Annotated in this window: 13 protein-coding genes; 10 read left to right on the plus strand and 3 right to left on the minus strand. The window is 72.8% G+C overall.

All coding sequences use genetic code 11. The features are described 5' to 3' along the window. The first annotated feature begins 4 nt into the window (after positions 1-4). From AB0J40_RS29130 to AB0J40_RS29145, 4 genes are all read left to right on the plus strand, one after another. Complete coding sequence (locus tag AB0J40_RS29130; RefSeq protein WP_364458798.1) at positions 5-1,819, plus strand: glycoside hydrolase family 15 protein; 1,815 nt, start codon at positions 5-7, stop codon at positions 1,817-1,819. A 94-nt stretch (positions 1,820-1,913) separates the two neighbouring features. Further along, a complete protein-coding gene (locus AB0J40_RS29135) occupies positions 1,914-3,386 on the plus strand; it encodes an APC family permease (RefSeq protein WP_364458801.1) in 1,473 nt (490 codons plus the stop codon). Beyond that, the gene (locus AB0J40_RS29140) at positions 3,383-3,652 is read left to right on the plus strand and encodes a hypothetical protein (RefSeq protein WP_364458804.1); all 270 of its coding nucleotides are present in this window, start codon (positions 3,383-3,385) and stop codon (positions 3,650-3,652) included. The genes AB0J40_RS29135 and AB0J40_RS29140 overlap by 4 nt, the downstream gene beginning before the upstream one ends. A gap of 5 nt (positions 3,653-3,657) precedes the next feature. Beyond that, the gene (locus AB0J40_RS29145) at positions 3,658-5,004 is read left to right on the plus strand and encodes a dipeptidase (protein WP_364459228.1); all 1,347 of its coding nucleotides are present in this window, start codon (positions 3,658-3,660) and stop codon (positions 5,002-5,004) included. 1 nt (position 5,005) lies between these two features. On the opposite strand, the gene AB0J40_RS29150 is transcribed toward AB0J40_RS29145, so the two are convergent. Continuing rightward, on the minus strand, positions 5,006-7,369 hold the full coding sequence (locus AB0J40_RS29150) for a penicillin acylase family protein (RefSeq protein WP_364458807.1): 2,364 nt from the start codon (positions 7,367-7,369) through the stop codon (positions 5,006-5,008). A 187-nt stretch (positions 7,370-7,556) separates the two neighbouring features. Here AB0J40_RS29150 and AB0J40_RS29155 point away from each other — a divergent pair, with 187 nt between their 5' ends. Then, entirely contained in the window at positions 7,557-7,916 is a 360-nt protein-coding gene (locus AB0J40_RS29155) for a hypothetical protein (protein ID WP_364458810.1), read from the plus strand. Here AB0J40_RS29155 and AB0J40_RS29160 read toward each other — a convergent pair. Further along, the gene (locus tag AB0J40_RS29160; RefSeq protein ID WP_364458813.1) at positions 7,913-8,479 is read right to left on the minus strand and encodes a TetR/AcrR family transcriptional regulator; all 567 of its coding nucleotides are present in this window, start codon (positions 8,477-8,479) and stop codon (positions 7,913-7,915) included. The two genes, AB0J40_RS29155 and AB0J40_RS29160, sit on opposite strands and share 4 nt — an antisense overlap. Before the next feature lie 204 nt (positions 8,480-8,683). On the opposite strand from AB0J40_RS29160, the gene AB0J40_RS29165 reads away from it, so the two are divergent. The 5 genes from AB0J40_RS29165 to AB0J40_RS29185 all read left to right on the plus strand — a co-directional run bounded on the left by AB0J40_RS29165 (position 8,684) and on the right by AB0J40_RS29185 (position 15,201). Beyond that, positions 8,684-9,136, plus strand: a complete 453-nt coding sequence (locus AB0J40_RS29165; protein WP_364458816.1) for a (2Fe-2S)-binding protein — start codon at positions 8,684-8,686, stop codon at positions 9,134-9,136. Further along, a complete protein-coding gene (locus AB0J40_RS29170) occupies positions 9,123-10,085 on the plus strand; it encodes a xanthine dehydrogenase family protein subunit M (RefSeq protein WP_364458819.1) in 963 nt (320 codons plus the stop codon). The genes AB0J40_RS29165 and AB0J40_RS29170 overlap by 14 nt, the downstream gene beginning before the upstream one ends. Then, a complete protein-coding gene (locus AB0J40_RS29175) occupies positions 10,082-12,253 on the plus strand; it encodes a xanthine dehydrogenase family protein molybdopterin-binding subunit (RefSeq protein ID WP_364458822.1) in 2,172 nt (723 codons plus the stop codon). The genes AB0J40_RS29170 and AB0J40_RS29175 overlap by 4 nt, the downstream gene beginning before the upstream one ends. A gap of 154 nt (positions 12,254-12,407) precedes the next feature. Next, positions 12,408-13,838: a carboxylesterase family protein gene (locus AB0J40_RS29180; protein WP_364458825.1), complete on the plus strand. Its 1,431-nt coding sequence runs from the start codon at positions 12,408-12,410 to the stop codon at positions 13,836-13,838. An 85-nt stretch (positions 13,839-13,923) separates the two neighbouring features. After that, the gene (locus tag AB0J40_RS29185) at positions 13,924-15,201 is read left to right on the plus strand and encodes an ATP-binding protein (RefSeq protein WP_364458827.1); all 1,278 of its coding nucleotides are present in this window, start codon (positions 13,924-13,926) and stop codon (positions 15,199-15,201) included. On the opposite strand, the gene AB0J40_RS29190 is transcribed toward AB0J40_RS29185, so the two are convergent. Next, positions 15,198-15,554, minus strand: coding sequence for a hypothetical protein (locus AB0J40_RS29190; protein ID WP_364458830.1), 357 nt, complete (start codon positions 15,552-15,554; stop codon positions 15,198-15,200). The two genes, AB0J40_RS29185 and AB0J40_RS29190, sit on opposite strands and share 4 nt — an antisense overlap. Positions 15,555-15,650 lie beyond the last annotated feature (96 nt).

Here is a 15,650-nt window from a genome sequence, read left to right on the forward strand (position 1 = left end):
AACGATGACCGAGACCACGATCGCCGAGCACGGGCTGATCGGTGACCTGCAGACCGCCGCGCTGGTGACGACCGACGGGTCGATCGACTGGTTCTGCGCCCCGCGGTTCGATTCGCCGTCGATCTTCGGTGCGCTGCTCGACGACGAACGCGGCGGCCGGTTCCGCGTCCGCCCGGCCGGCGCGTGCGCGAGCTCGCAGATGTACCACCCGGACACCGCGGTGCTGATCACCCGGTTCTCCGGCCCGGCGGGCATCGGCGAGGTGGTCGACTTCATGCCGCCGGCCGACCGGACCGCCACCACCCGGCACCGGATCGCCCGGCTCGTGCGCTGCGTCCGCGGCCGGATGACGTTCGACGTGGTGGTCGCGCCCCGGTTCGACTACGGGCGCCGCCCGCACCAGGCGATGCTCGTCGCCAACGGGGCGATGTTCGTCGCGCGGGACACCGCCCTGGCGCTGCACGCGGTCCGCGAGCCGGGCGACGCGCACCTCGCCGAGGTGCGCGTCGAAGGCGGTGACGTCCACCTGAACCTCGCCTTGACGGCCGGGCAGGTCCGCGGGGTCGTGCTGGAGACCGACGCCGCGGAGCCACCGCGCGAACTGCGCGTGGCCGAGTTCGAGACGCTCTTCCGGTCCACTGTGGACTGGTGGCGCGCGTGGCTCGCGCGGTCCACCTACCGCGGCCGCTGGCGGGAGATCGTCGCCCGCTCGGCGATCACCCTCAAGCTGCTGACCTACGCGCCCACCGGTGGGCTGGTCGCCGCGCCCACCCTCGGGCTGCCCGAGGAGCTGGGCGGCGAGCGCAACTGGGACTACCGCTACACCTGGGTCCGGGACGCGTCGTTCTCGGTCTCGGCGTTGCTGTCACTCGGGTTCGCCGAGGAGGCGGCCCGGTTCGGCAGCTGGCTCGGCGACCGCATCCGCGAAGGCGGCGGCGGGACGAGCGGGCCGCTCGCCGTGCTGTACCGCGTGGACGGCACGACGGACCTGCGGGAGGAGAGCCTCGCGCACTGGTCCGGGTACCGCGGGTCGGGCCCGGTCCGGATCGGCAACGACGCGGCCGGGCAGCTGCAGCTCGACATCTACGGCGAAGCCCTCGACAGCGTCTTCGCCGCCGACCGCGCGGGCTTCGAGCTGCCCCACCAGGGCTGGGAGGCGTTGCGCGCGGCCCTCGACTGGCTCGGCGAACACTGGGACCAGCCCGAAGAAGGCATCTGGGAGACCCGCGGCGGCCGCAAGCGGTTCACCTACGGCCGGCTGATGAGCTGGGTCGCGTTCGACCGCGGCATCCGCCTGGCGGCCACGCACGGCAGGCCCGCGCCGGTCGAGGACTGGACGTGGCAGCGCGACAGCATCCACGGCCAAATCCTCGCCCGCGGCTGGCACCGGACGCGCAACGCCTTCGTCCAGCACGACACGGGCGAGGAGCTGGACGCGGCGCTGCTCCGCATGCCCCGCACCGGTTTCCTGCCGCCCAAGGACCCGCTGTGGCTCTCGACGCTCGACGCGATCCAGGACGGCCTGGTGACCGACAGCCTGGTCTACCGCTACGACCCCGCCGCGTCCCCGGACGGGCTGGCCGGCTCCGAAGGCACTTTTTCGTTGTGCAGCTTCGCTTACGTCGACGCGCTGGCCCGCGCCGGACGGCTGGAGGAGGCGCGCACGGCGTTCGAGAAGATGCTGACCTACGCCAACCACGTCGGGCTGTACGCCGAGGAGATCGCCCCGACCGGCGAGCAGCTGGGCAACTTCCCGCAGGCGTTCACGCACCTGGCGCTGATCGACGCGGCGGTCACGCTCGACGCCGCGCTCGGGTGAGCGGCCGGTCTCGCCCGCCAGGGGTGACCCGGCGGGCGTCCACCCGGAACACGATGAGGCACCCGTCGAGGCGAGCCCCTGGAGGCCGACTGCCATGACCACCGCCAACCGACCGCGCCGGTCCCCGGAACCCGCGGGGCCACCACCCGCCGGCGCAAGCCGGCCCGCCCGGCCGCCGGCCGCCGCGTGGATCTCCTGGGTCGCGCTCGCGCTGATGACGACCGGTTCCGTCGCGAGCCTGCGCCCGTCGCCGACGATGGCCGGCTACGGCCTGGCGGCCGTTTTCCTCTACGTCGTCCCGGCGATCGTGTTCCTGCTGCCGACCTCCCTGGTTTCCGCCGAGCTGGCGTCCGGCTGGCCCGGCGGCGTCTACAACTGGGTGGCGCTCGGGATCTCCAAGCCGGCGGGCTTCCTGGCCGTGTGGTGCCAGTTCGCGATGACGATCTTCTACTACCCGAGCCTGCTCGGGTACGTGGCCAGCACGCTCGCGTACGTCTTCGACCCGGATCTGGCGTCCAGCGGGTGGTGGACGGCGGCGGTGATCGTCGTCGCGTACTGGTCGGGTGTCTGGATTTCCTCCCGGGGCACGAAGGGCGTGGCCGGGCTGGCCGGCGGCGGGCTGGTCGCCGGGACGCTGCTGCCCGGCGCGCTGCTCGTGGTCCTCGGTCTCGTCTTCCTGGGGCAAGGCCACCCGTCCGCGGCACCGATGTCGGCGGGCAACCTGCTCCCCGCCTGGGCCGGCCTGGCGAGCCTCGTGCTGATCGTGAACAACTTCCTGTCCTACTCGGGCATGGAGATGAACGCGGTGCACGTGTCGTCACTGCGCGAACCGGGCAAGGAGTTCCCCCGCGCCATGTTCCTCGCGATGGGGCTCGTGCTGCTCGTCTTCGTCCTGCCCGCCCTCGCGATCAGCTGGGTGGTCCCCGCCGACCGGCTTTCGCTCACCGCCGGGGTGATGCAGGCCTTCGACGCCGTCTTCGCCGGTTTCGGCATCCAGTGGCTGACGCCGGTGATCGGCGTCCTGCTGGTGCTGGCCTCCCTCGGCGGGATGCTCACGTGGCTGGCGGGCCCGTCGAAGGGGCTGCTGCTGATCGCCCGGCAGGAGGGGTACCTGCCGCCGTACCTGCAGCGGCTCAACAGCCGGGGCGTGCAGCAGAACATCCTCGTCGCCCAAGGTGCGATCACCACGCTGATCGCGCTGCTCTACGCGTTCGTCCCGGACGTGTCGAGCGCGTACTGGATCTTCTCGGTCATCACCACCCAGGTGTACCTGATCATGTACCTGCTGATGTTCGTCGCCGCGGTGCGGCTGCGGCGGAAGTTCCCCGACCACCCGCGCGGCTTCCGCGCGCCGATGCTGCTCGGCCTGTGCGGGATCGGGTTCTGCGCGTCGCTGGCCGCGCTGTTCGTGGGATTCGTCCCGCCTTCGCAGTTCGGGTCGGGCAGCCCGTGGGTCTACCTGGGAATCGTCGCGGGCGGCGCGCTCGGGCTCGGCCTGCTGGTGCCGTTCCTCTTCTACCGCCTGCGCAAACCATCGTGGCGGCGACCGGAAGTGAGCGTGTCATGACCACTGTGGACGAATGGTCGACCCGGCCACAGCGGGTCTCGCTCTACGTCGTCGTGGGCGTCGTGGTGAGCGGCCTGCTCGTGGCCGGGTACCTGCTCTTCCGTCCCGCGCGGGTGGACGCCGCCGCGGTCTGCGCCGACCCGCACGCCGCGCTCGTCCGGGCGGCGAACGTGAGTGCCGGCGGCCCCGGGATGCCTCCGCCGGAGGCCGTGCGCCACGCGCAGTTGCGGGCGCTGCTGGCCCACTGCCCCGAGAAGGCCGGGTGAGCGCGATGGACCTGCGGAAGCGAGTCGACGAGCTGATGCCGCGGGCCCGCGGCGAACTCGCGGACCTCGTGGCGATGCGCTCGGTCGCGGACCCGCGGCAGTTCCCGCCGTCCGAGTGCCGCCGCGCGGCGACCTGGGTGGCGGAGGCCTTCGCCGGGACCGGGTTCGCCACCCACCTGGCCGACACCCCGGACGGCAGCCAGGCGGTGCTCGGTTTCCGGCCGTGCGGCCGGGAGGGCGCCCCGACCGTGCTGCTGTACGCGCATTACGACGTCCAGCCGCCCTTGACGGACGACGAGTGGCGGACACCGCCGTTCCGGCTGACCGAAGTGGACGGACGCTGGCACGGCCGCGGCGCGGCCGACTGCAAGGGCAACATCGTCATGCACCTCACCGCCCTGCGGGCACTGGGTGACGACGTGCCGGTCGACCTCAAGCTGGTCGTCGAGGGGTCCGAGGAGCAGGGCACCGGCGGGCTCGAGGCGTTCGTCCCCGAGCACGCCGAGCTCCTCCGTGCCGACGCGATCCTGGTCGCCGACGCCGGAAACGCCGCCGTCGGGCACCCCGCCGTGACGGTCAGCCTCCGCGGCATGGTCAACGTCGTCGTCCACGTCGAAGCGCTGCCCTCCGAGCTGCATTCCGGCATGTTCGGCGGCCCCGCCCCGGACGCGCTCGCCGCGTTGGTGGCGGTGCTGGCCACCCTGCGCGACGAAGCCGGCGACACGACCGTCCACGGACTGCCGGGCGACGGCCGCTGGTCCGGCGCCCCGTACCCGGCGGCGCGGTTCCGGGCGGACGCGGGCCTGTCCCCCGGCGCCGTCCTGCTCGGCAGCGGCGAAGTCGCGGACACGCTGTGGGCACGTCCGGCGGTGACCGTGCTCGGCATCGACTGCCCGCCGGTCGTCGGCTCCGCGGCGGCACTCGTCCCCCGTGCCGCGGCCCGGCTGAACCTGCGCATCCCACCCGGCGTCGACCCGTACCGGGCCGCGTGCGCACTGAGCGAGCACCTGATGGCCGCGGCACCGTGGGGAACCGACGTCTCGGTCGAGGTCGAGGCGATCGGCGAGCCGTTCCGCGCCGCCACCGGCGGGCCCGCCCACCAGGCCATGCACGACGCCATGCGGACCGCGTTCGGCCGTCCGGTGAGCCGGCTCGGGCAAGGTGGGTCGATCCCGCTGTGCACCGTCCTGGCCGAGACCTACCCGGAGGCCGAAATCCTGCTCATCGGCGTCGAGGAACCGCAGGCCCGCATCCACGCGCCGAACGAGAGCGTCGCACCGGCGGAAATCGCGAACATGGCACTGGCCGAAGCGTTGTTCCTCAGGAACTACGGCGCCGCGGGCCATCCGTAGGCTACGTGGCCGGCTCCAACCGGATCCGGACGTCGAGGTTCCGCTCGACCTCGCTCCGGCTGTACAGCAACGGGAAGGAACCACCCGAAGCCCACAGACCGTTCAGATCGCTGTAGTGCGGGCTCCGCGGATCACCGGACTGGCCGGGCGCGTTGATCGCCGCCGAGCCGTTCCAGTTGCCCACGTCCAGGGCCATCTTGAACGTCGCCCCGATGATCTGCTGGTAGGTCAGCGGGTGGAAGAACGACGGGTGGATCGTGTGGTACGAGCCGCCCACCGGGGTGGGGCCCACGTTCGGGCCGCCCAGGGGGTGGACGAACTCCTGGTGGTGCAGGGAACCCCAGTGCCACGTCGACGTGTCGGTGCCGAGCTTGGCCGCCACGTCGCGGAACGCGACCGGCAGCGTGTCCAGGATCAGCTTGTCGCGCACCGCCGCGCCGTCCGGGCCGAGCCAGCCCGCCGGGTCCTTGAACGACGCGATGACCAGGCTGAAGTCCGGGTTGATGGTCTGCACCAGCGCGTCCGCCGCGGCCTTCGGGAGCACCGCGTGCGCCCACGCCCAGTGCAGGTACTTCATGATCCACGTCTCGAACAGCGCGGCGCCCGGCGAATCCACCGACGCGACACCGTCGTAGCCGCGAAGCAGGTCCAGCGCCTTCGCGGTGTCCGGGTCCGCTGAGGACAGACCGCGGACGAAGTCGAGGATCTGCGTGGCCACCAGCGACTTCTCGTCCTTCTGCAGCGCGAGCGAATCGGCGACGGTCGCGTCCGGAGTGGACTTGATCAGCTCGTCGATGCGCTGCTTGCGGTAGGGCAGCTGCCATTCGTAGTTGGACACCACCGGCCAGCCCGGCGGGATGTTGAAGTCGTTGGCCGAGGCGAAGAACCCGGACGGCGGGTTGTACTGCCCCGGCAGCTCGCTGTTGGCGTAGAAGCCGTTCCAGTCGTAGCGCCCGTCACCGGGGACGGGCAGCAGACCGTCGTAGCCGGCGCCCGTGCGGCGCGGCGTCAGGCCCGCCGGGACGTAACCGATGTTGCCGCGCACGTCGGCGTAAGCGAGGTTCGAGCCCGGCGTGCCCCAGTTCCGCATGCCCGCGGTGAACTCGCCGAAGTTCTTCGCCCGCTGGTAGTTCAGGCTGCCCAGGTACGCCGAGCTGCCCGGCTGCGTCCACGCCGTGCGGACCGCGAACGCCCGGTGCGCCGCCTCGTCGACCTTGACGACCGGGCCGTGCCGGGTGAAGGACAGCTCGCCGGTGACCGGCGCGCCGCCGCGGACCGGGATCGGTTCCTCCACCGTCGTCATCTTCTCCCAGCCCGTGCCGTAGCGGTAGCGGGTGGGGTCGTTCGGGTCGAGGTCGTAGACGTAGAGGTCGGTCTGGTCGATCGGCAGGTTGGTCAGGCCGAACGCGATGCTTTCGTTGTGCCCGATGGCGATCCCGGGGTTCCACGGTTCGCCCGCGCCCGCGAGGTTCAGCCCCGGTGCCGACAGCTGCGCGACGTACCGGCCCGAGGGCAGGGCGTCCGCGCCGCGGTGCGGGTCGTTGGCCAGGATCGGCCGGCCCGACGCGGTCCGGCCCGGCCCGATCGTCCACGCGTTGCTGCCCGACGTCGCGTCGGCGATGTCCTTGGTCTGGAACCCGCTGCCGGTGAAGGACACCGCGGCGGTCGCGAGGTTGTACACCTTGAGCACGTCGTCCGGCACCGAGCACGGGTCGAGCCCGGCGGGCACCGCGGCTTCGTGCGCCGGGTGGAGGGCACGGAGGTAGCGGCTCGCGCCGGGACCGGCCAGGCAGACCAGCTTCGCACGGGCGACTTCCCACATCAGGTTTTCGCCGATGGCGTGCGTGCGGATCCGCACGACGTCCTGCGGGCGCCAGCGCGCGGGCTGGTAGCCGAGCTTGCCGAACTCCGGCGGGACCGCGGCGGGGTTGCGGCCCAGCCAGTCGAGGTAGGAGTTGATGCCTTCGGCGAACCGGGTCGCGGCCAGCCTGCCCTCCGGGCCGTAGGACGCCCACTCGGCGGCCATGTCGCCGCGGTAGAGGAACAGCCGGGCGGCCCGGTCCTGCTCCACATAGGACGGACCGAGCACCTCGCTGAGCGTGCCGAGACCGCGGCGGCGCCAGGTGTCGATCTGGAACAGCCGGTCGCGGGCGATGTTGAAGCCCTGCGCGAAGAACAGGTCGCTGGTGTCGGCCGCGTAGATGTGCGGCACGCCCCACTTGTCGACGAGCAGCTCGGCCGGCCGGTGCAGCCCGGCGACCGCGTACTTCGGGCCGGTCACGGCCGCCACGGCCGGAACCGGCGCCAGGCAGAGCACGACCAGGGCGAGGATCAGGCCGCGAACGGCCGGCCGGCGTGTGGCCATGGGTGATCTCCTCGTTCGGGACCCGGGGATCGGGGTGGCCGTTCGAGTTCTACCCGCCGCCGGCGCGGGTTCACGAGCCCCTTAGGGGTACGTCCCGGAGCAAGCTGTGGCCTGGCTCCAGCAGTAACCGGAACACCCATCTCCGTTTTCCGGTACGGTGGCGGCAGCACCGCCGAAGGAGGCAGCCATGGGATATCGAGGTCCACTCCCGAAGAACACCGTCGACCGCGTCAACAACTGCGTCGGCTCGCTCCGGACGTCGCCGCGGTGGGGGCGGCTGGTCCGCCGGCACCTCACCCAGGTCACCTACACCGGCCGGCGGTCGGGCCGCACCTTCAGCACCCCCGTCGGGTACCGGCGGGCCGGCGACGTCGTCACCATCGGCGTCCGGCTGCCGGACGCGAAGTCGTGGTGGCGCAACTTCACCGGCGACGGCGGCCCGCTGTCGCTCGAACTCGACGACACCGAACGCACCGGCCACGCCGTCGCCCGGCGCGACGACAAGGGCCGCGTCACGGTGACCGTCCGGCTGGACGAACCCGCCTAGCGGGCCATCCCGTGCCAGAGCAGGTCGGCCAGGCTCGCCGCTTCGCCGCGCCAGTCGCCGCCCGGGTCGAGCAGCAGCAGGCCCGCCAGGCCGCGCAGCACCACGACGGGGTCGAGGTCCGGCCGCACCGTGCCGGCCGCCGCGTTCGCTTCGAGCAGCTCCGCCATCGCGCCGATCATGGCTTCGTAGGCGCTCGCCGGCAGCTCGCCGCGGGAGGCCGTCGCGCGGCGCAGGGCGTCGGCCAGCCCCTTCTTCGTCATCATGTAGTGCGCCAGGTGGTCGGTGACCCACACCCGGAACGCCTCGGCAGGCCCGTGCTTGTCCAGCAGCACCGGCACGATGTCGACGATGTGCCGCACCTCGCGCTGGTAGACCGCCAGGATCAGCGACTCGGGCGTCGGGAAGTGCCGGTACACCGTGCCGACGCCGACCTCGGCCTGCTTCGCGATCGCGTTGAAGGAGACCTCGCCCGTCCGGGCCAGCGACTCCCCGGCCGCGACGAGGATGCGCTCGTGGTTGCGCCGGGTGTCCGCGCGCCGGGGGCTGACCGATCCCGTCGTCATCGTCCCTCCCGTCTCGTTCCGTGCAAGCGCCGTCCGCCGAATCTAACCCAGACCTGGAGCAACTCCAGCGTGACCGGTTCGTTGCGAAGCGGATTGTAATCCGCTAGCCTCGCGAACGGGTGAAGCGGATGACTATCCGCTCCCCTTGTTCGCCGCCACCACCACCGTCAGGCACCGATCCGGACGAGCTGCGGAAAGAGACCAGTGGAAATCTCACTCGAAGTGAACGGCAGTACCGAACACCTGGACGTCGAGCCCGGCGTCACCCTCCTCGACGCGCTGCGCGAACGCCTGGACGTCACCGGCCCGAAGAAGGGCTGCGACCGCGGCCAGTGCGGCGCCTGCACCGTGCACGTCGGCGGCCGGCCCGTCCTCTCGTGCCTCACGCTCGCCGCCACCGTGCGGGAGCCGGTGACCACCGTCGAAGGACTGTCCACTGAGGACAAGCTGCACCCGGTGCAGCAGGCTTTCGTGGACCAGGACGCCCTGCAGTGCGGGTTCTGCACCGCCGGGCAGATCATGTCGGCGGTCGCCGCCGTCGAGCAGGACGTCGAGGACGTGCGGGAGTTCATGTCCGGCAACCTCTGCCGGTGCTCGGCCTACCCGAACATCGTCAAGGCGGTCGACCAGGCGAGGCGGGCCGATGCGTCCGTTTGAGCTGACCGCGCCCACCACCGTCGAAGCCGCCCTCGCGACGCCGGGCACGTTCCTGGCCGGCGGCACGACCCTCGTCGACCTGATGAAGCTCGACGTCCTCACGCCGCGGCACGTCCTGGACATCAACCAGGTCCCGCTGCGCGGCATCGACACCGGTGACGGCCTGCGCATCGGCGCGCTGGAGCGGATGAGCGCCATCGCCGCGCACCCGCAGGTGTACCCGGCGATCTCGCGCGCCCTGCTGCTGAGCGCTTCGCAGCAGATCCGGAACATGGCCAGCATCGGCGGGAACCTGCTGCAGCGCACCCGCTGCTCGTACTTCCGCGACGTCGCGATGCCGTGCAACAAGCGCGAGCCCGGCAGCGGCTGCTCCGCGATCGAGGGCGCCAACCGGATGCACGCCATCCTCGGCACCAGCGACTCCTGCGTCGCGACGCACCCCAGTGACGTCGCCGTCGCCCTCGTCGCCCTCGACGCGCGCCTGAAGCTGGCCGACGCCGACGGCACCCGCGAAGTGGCCCTGCGCGAGTTCTACCAGACGCCCGGCGAAACCCCGGCGCTGGAGAACGACCTGCGTCCCGGCGAGCTGATCACCGAGGTGGTCGTGCCGCGGCTGGACTGGGCGGCGAACTCCACCTACGTCAAGGTGCGCGACCGGCAGTCCTACGAGTTCGCGCTGTGCTCCGCCGCCGTCGCGCTCGACGTCCGCGACGGCGTCGTCGCCGACGCGCGGGTCGCGGCCGGCGGCGTCGGCACCGTCCCGTGGCACCTGCCCGCCGTCGAGGACGCCCTGCGCGGTGCCCCGGCGACGCAGGCCTCGTTCGAGGCCGCCGCGGCCGTCGCCGCCGACGGCGCCCGGCCGTTGCGGGACAACGCCTTCAAGGTGCCGCTGCTCAAGCGGACCATCGTCCGCGCGCTGCTCGAACTCACCGAAGGGGGCTCCCGATGATCACCCGGCTGGACGCGCCGCTGAAGGTCACCGGCGAAGCCAAGTACGGCGCCGACCACACCTATCCCGGCATGGTCTACGGCTACCTCGTGCTCAGCACGATCGCCCACGGCGAGATCGAGGCCATGGACTTCTCCGCGGCGCGGGAAGCCCCGGGGGTCGTCGCCGTGTACTCGCCGTTCGAATCGCTGACCCTGCACACGCCGCAATCGATGCTCGGCCGGACCTGGGTCCCGTTGCAGGACAAGGAAGTCACCTACTACGGCCAGCCGATCGGTTTCGTGGTCGCGGAGACGTTCGAGCAGGCGCGCGACGCGGCGGCGCTGGTGACCGTCGCCTACCGCGAGCTGCCGGCCAAGACGTCGCTCACGGACGGCCTGGCCACCGCCGAGGACGCGCCGCCGGCCCGGGACGGCGCCCCGCCGCAGCTGGAGGTCCTCGAGGACGGCGTCGAGTCCATCGACGACGCCTTCGCCGCGAGCCCGGTGGTCGTCGAGGCGACCTACACGACCGCGACCCAGAACCACGCCGCGATGGAACCGCACTCCGCGGTGGCGGTGTGGGACGGCGGCGAGCTGACCGTGCACAGCGGGAACCAGGCTTCCAACATGCAGGCATCGGACCTGGCCCAGGCCCTCGACGTGCCGGTCGAAGCCGTGCACGCCGTGAACCCCTTCGTCGGCGGCGCCTTCGGCGGCAAGGGACAGACGTCGGCGCCGGCGTTCCTGGCCGCCGCCGCGGCCCGCGACCTCGGCCGCCCGGTGAAGTCCACGCTCGCCCGCGAGCAGGTCTTCACCGCCACCGCCGGGCGGGCCGCGACGGTCCAGACCATCAAGCTCGGCGCGGAACGCGACGGCTCGCTGGTCGCGCTGAGCCACGACTCGTGGTGCAGCACGGACACCGCGCGGTCGTTCGTCGAACCGACCTCGCACGGCACCTCGCGCGAGTGGTACACGACGCGGAACCTGGCCATCAGCCAGAAGATCGTGCCGCTGAACATCCCGCCGACGACGTTCATGCGCGCCCCCGGCGAGGCCCCCGGCTCGTTCGCGCTGGAGAGCGCGATGGACGAGCTCGCCGAGGCGCTCGGCATGGACCCGGTCGAGCTGCGGATCAAGAACAACTCGATCGCCCCGCCGGGCAAGGACCTGCAGTGGGCGAGCAAGCACCTCGACGAGTGCTTCCGCGTCGGCGCGGCCCGGTTCGGCTGGCAGCACCGCCGTCCGGGCGGGCGCACCGACGGCGACTGGCTCGTCGGCATGGGCGTGGCCACCGCGATGTTCCCGGCCCTGCGGTTCCCGGCCACCGTCGGCATCACCCTCAACGCCGACGACACCGCCGTGGTCGCGACGAGCGGCGCGGACCCGGGCACCGGCCTGCTGACCGTGCTGTCGCTGATCGGCGCCGAATCGCTGGACATCCCGGCGGACCGGATCACGCCGAAGCTCGGCGACTCGGCGCTCCCGCCGGGCGGCCTCTCGGGCGGCTCGACGGCGACGGCGAGCGCGGGCACGGCGATCATGATCGCCGCGACCAAGGCGATCGACGAGCTCGTCGCCCTGGCGGCCGACCCGGGCGGCCCGTTCGAAGGCGCCGAAGTCACCTACGCCGACGGCCGCGTCTTCGCGAACGGGCGGAACATGACGTTCGGTGAGCTGCTGCGGACGCTGGGCCGCGAAAAGCTCGAGGTGACCGGCTCGTCGGCGCCCGGCGAGGAGCTGACGAAGCACTCGTTCAGCTCGTGGGGCGCCCAGTTCGTCGAGGTCCGGGTGCACAAGTGGACGCGCGAAGCCCGCGTGTCGCGGATGCTCGGCGTCTTCGACGCGGGCCGGATCATCAACGACAAGGCGGCCCGCAGCCAGCTGATGGGCGGCATGATCTGGGGCGTCTCGGCGGCGCTGCACGAGGGCCTGGAGATCGAGGCGAACGGCCGGCTCGCCAACGGCGACTTCGCGAGCTACCTGCTCCCGGTCAACGCCGACATCCCGGAGGTCGACGTCCAGTTCGTCGAGTACCCGGACACGCTGCACAACGCGGTCGGCGCGCGCGGGCTCGGCGAGATCGGCACGGTCGGCATGGCCGCGGCGGTCGCCAACGCCGTGCACAACGCCACCGGCATCCGGGTCCGGCACATCCCGATCACCATCGAAGATCTGCTCGAAGACTGACCGGCGGCGCCGGTGCGTTCGGCCACCTGGCCGAACGCACCGGCGCCGTTACCCATCCGCGACAACTCCCGCGACGGTCGCCCATGACGGCGGCCCGTCCCCGGTCCTAGGCTGACGGGCGCTCGTCCGATCATCCTCGAAGGGACCACCCGGCATGACCGACCCCGTCGTCCCCACCACGTCCGGCGCGGTCCGCGGTCAGGTCACCGCCGCCGGCTTCGCGCTGTTCCGCGGCATCCCGTACGCCGCCGCGCCGGAGGGCGACCTGCGCTTCGCCGAACCCGTCCCGGCCCCGCCGTGGGAGGACGTGCGCGACGCGAGAAGACCCGGGCCGACCGCGCCGCAGCGACGGCACGACGTGCCGGGGCTCGACCTGACGCCGCTCACCGGCACCGGCTGGCGGCCCGGCCCCGAATACCTGACGGTCGACGTCTGGACGCCGCGGCTCGGCGCGGCCGGCCTGCCCGTGCTGGTGTTCGTGCACGGCGGCGCGTTCCTCGGCGGCACCGGTTCGGCGCCGGTCTACGACGGCACGTCGTTCAACCACGCCGGCGCGGTGCTCGTGACCGTCCAGTACCGGCTCGGCGTCGACGGCTTCCTCCCGCTGGAGGGCGGCACGACGAACCTCGGGCTGCGCGACCAGCTCGCGGCCCTGCGGTGGGTCCGGGAGAACATCGCCGGGTTCGGCGGCGACCCCGGCAACGTCACCTTCTTCGGCGCGGCGTCGGGTGCGGTGAGCGTCGCCTGCCTGCTCGCTTCCCCGCTCTCGCAAGGGCTCTTCCACCGCGCGATCGTCCAAAGCGGACATCCGGACATGGTGCGCGACGGCGTCCAGGCCCGCCGGCTGGCCCGGGTGATCGCCGACGAGCTCAAGTCCGAACCGACCGCCGAGGCGTTCCGGAAGGTGTCGACCGAGCAGCTGCTCGACGCCCAGGACGCCGTCCTGCGCCCGGGAGGCGCCCCCGACCTTCGCGACGCGCTCGGCTACGACCGCGGGTACGGGCTCAGCCCGTTCCTCCCGGTGGTCGGCGACGACGTCCTGCCGCAGCACCCGGCCAAGGCGATCAAGGCGGGCGCCGGCCGCGACGTCGACCTCGTCGTGGGCAGCTGCAGCGAGGAGATGCGGCTCTACCTGGTGCCCACCGGCGCGCTCGAAGCCGTGACCGACGACCAGGCCGTGGCGTCGCTGGCGGTGTCGCACCCGGACCCGGCCGGCGTGCTCGCGCGGTACGGCCTCGGCTCGGACCGGCCGGCGGGCGAGGTCCTCGTGGCGGCGCTGACCGACCTCGTCTTCCGCGACGGCGTGCGCGATCTCGCGGAGCACCACGGCGGCCGGACCTTCCGGTACGAGTTCGAGTGGGGCTCACCGTTGCACGACGGCGCGCTGGGCGCGTGCCACGGGCTCGAACTGCCCTTCGTGTTCGACGCGCTCGGGCCGCTGTCCGGGCCGCGGGGACTGCTGGGCGAGCACGCACCGCGGGAACTGGCGCACGACCTCAACGGGGCGTGGTACCGCTTCGCCGCCACCGGTTCGCCCGGCTGGCCGGAGTACACGGGCGAAGACACGCTTTTCCACACGTACTGACCCCACCCCGCAAGCGGTTGACGACTCCCCCGCCGCGCTGCCAGGCTCAGATCGCCCGGACGGCCGGACGAAATGGGGACCACCGATGCCCGAGGCGGGCTCCGCCGCACCGCCGCGCGCGCTCGTTCGCACGCTGTTGCGCAGCGGCACACCTCCGGAGCCCGCGGAGCCCCCGGACGAGAACAGCGACCTCGCCGCCGTCGGCGACGCGACGCTCGCCCGTGCCGCGCGCTACTGGGTCGTCGTGCCGCTGGCCTACCGGATCGCGGCGTTCGTCAAGGTGTTCATCGGGTTCGCCGCGGCCAACGGCGAGCTCGGGCTCGGCCCCGTGCTGGCCGCCACCGTGTTCGCCGTCGCGGCCAACACCGCCGCGGTGGCCTGGGTGCTGCGCGCGGGCGGGCTGCGGGCCCGCGTCACCGGCCGCGCACTGGGCCTGGACCTGGCGGTGGGAGTGGCGCTCAACTTCGCCGTCGCCGCGACGGCCCCGGCGCCGGTGCAGCCGTTCGCGGTCGACGTGTCGTGGACGTGGCTGGTCGGCGCCGTCGCCATGTGGGCGGGCACGTCCGGCCTGCCCTCGGCGTTGTGGCTGCTGGTGGCGGCCGCCCCGCTCCGGGCGCTCCTCACGCTGGCCGGTGGCCTGCCGCTGGGCAACCAGCTCGCGGTGACGCGCTCGATCGGCTGCATGGTCGCGCTGGCGGTGGCGATCGTCATCGCCGCGGGCATCCTCATCCTGCTCGGCGCCGGCACCCGGTTCGCCGTCGACATCGGGATCCGGCGCGGGCGCGAGGCCGAGCGCCGCCGCACCCGGCGGCTCATGCACGACAGCGTGCTGCAGACGCTGGAAGCGCTCGCCATCTCGGCTCCCGGGGACGACACACACGCCGTGTCCCGGCTGTCCGAGGTGCGGTCGGTCGCCAAGGCCGAGGCCGCCGAGCTGCGCCGGCAGATCACCGAGCCGGTCCCGACCGGGACGACGCGCGGTTTCGCGGTCGAGCTCGCCGACGTCGCGACCGAGATGGCGCGCGACGGCCTGCGCACCCAGCTCGTCGCCGCGGACTTCGCCGACGACCACAAGCTGTCCCAGGACCGCCGAACCGCGATGTGCGAGGCGGTGCGGGAAGCGTTGCGCAACACGGTCAAGCACTCCGGGACGAAGCAGGTCGTGCTGCGCGTGGAGGAGCGAGACGGCGGGATCGCGGTGGTGGCCCGCGACCAGGGCCAGGGTTTCGACGTCCGCGAGCGGCCGCCGGGCTTCGGCATCACCCAGTCGATCGTGGCCCGCCTGGCCGAGGTCGGCGGGCACGGCACAGTGGACTCCCAGCCCGGCCGCGGCACCCGCGTGACGATGTGGGTGCCGGGCTAGGCCGCGCGCCGGGCCTCGCGCTCGGCGGCCAGGCTCGCGCGGCAGGCCGCGGTCAGCCGGGTGGTGGCGGCGCTGCCGCCGTGGCCGCAGCGCGGGCAGGTCATCGCGACCCGCTGCGTCAGCTCGTCGACGGCGACGCACAGCTCGGTGCGGCAGCCGCGGCACCAGCGGTGCCGGGTGACCGGGCTGACGTGCGCGGGCGAGGCGACGCACTGGTGGATCCACCGGCCGTGCACGTGGCAGGTCAGGCGGTCGTCCGGCGCCAGCAGGCCCATGTCCTCGGCGTCGTCTTCGGTGGCGAGCAGGACCGGCAGGCTGCGGACCCGGGTGGTGGTGCACGTCGTGGCGGTCATCTCGGTCCCCTTTCTCCACCTGTTCGTCGAACCGGAGCCGGCGGATTCGACATCCGGACGCGATTGGCCGGATCCCGGCGGTTTGTGGCATTCCAG

It is taken from the genome of Amycolatopsis sp. NPDC049691, from assembly GCF_040675005.1.
In the GTDB taxonomy this organism is placed as follows: domain Bacteria; phylum Actinomycetota; class Actinomycetes; order Mycobacteriales; family Pseudonocardiaceae; genus Amycolatopsis.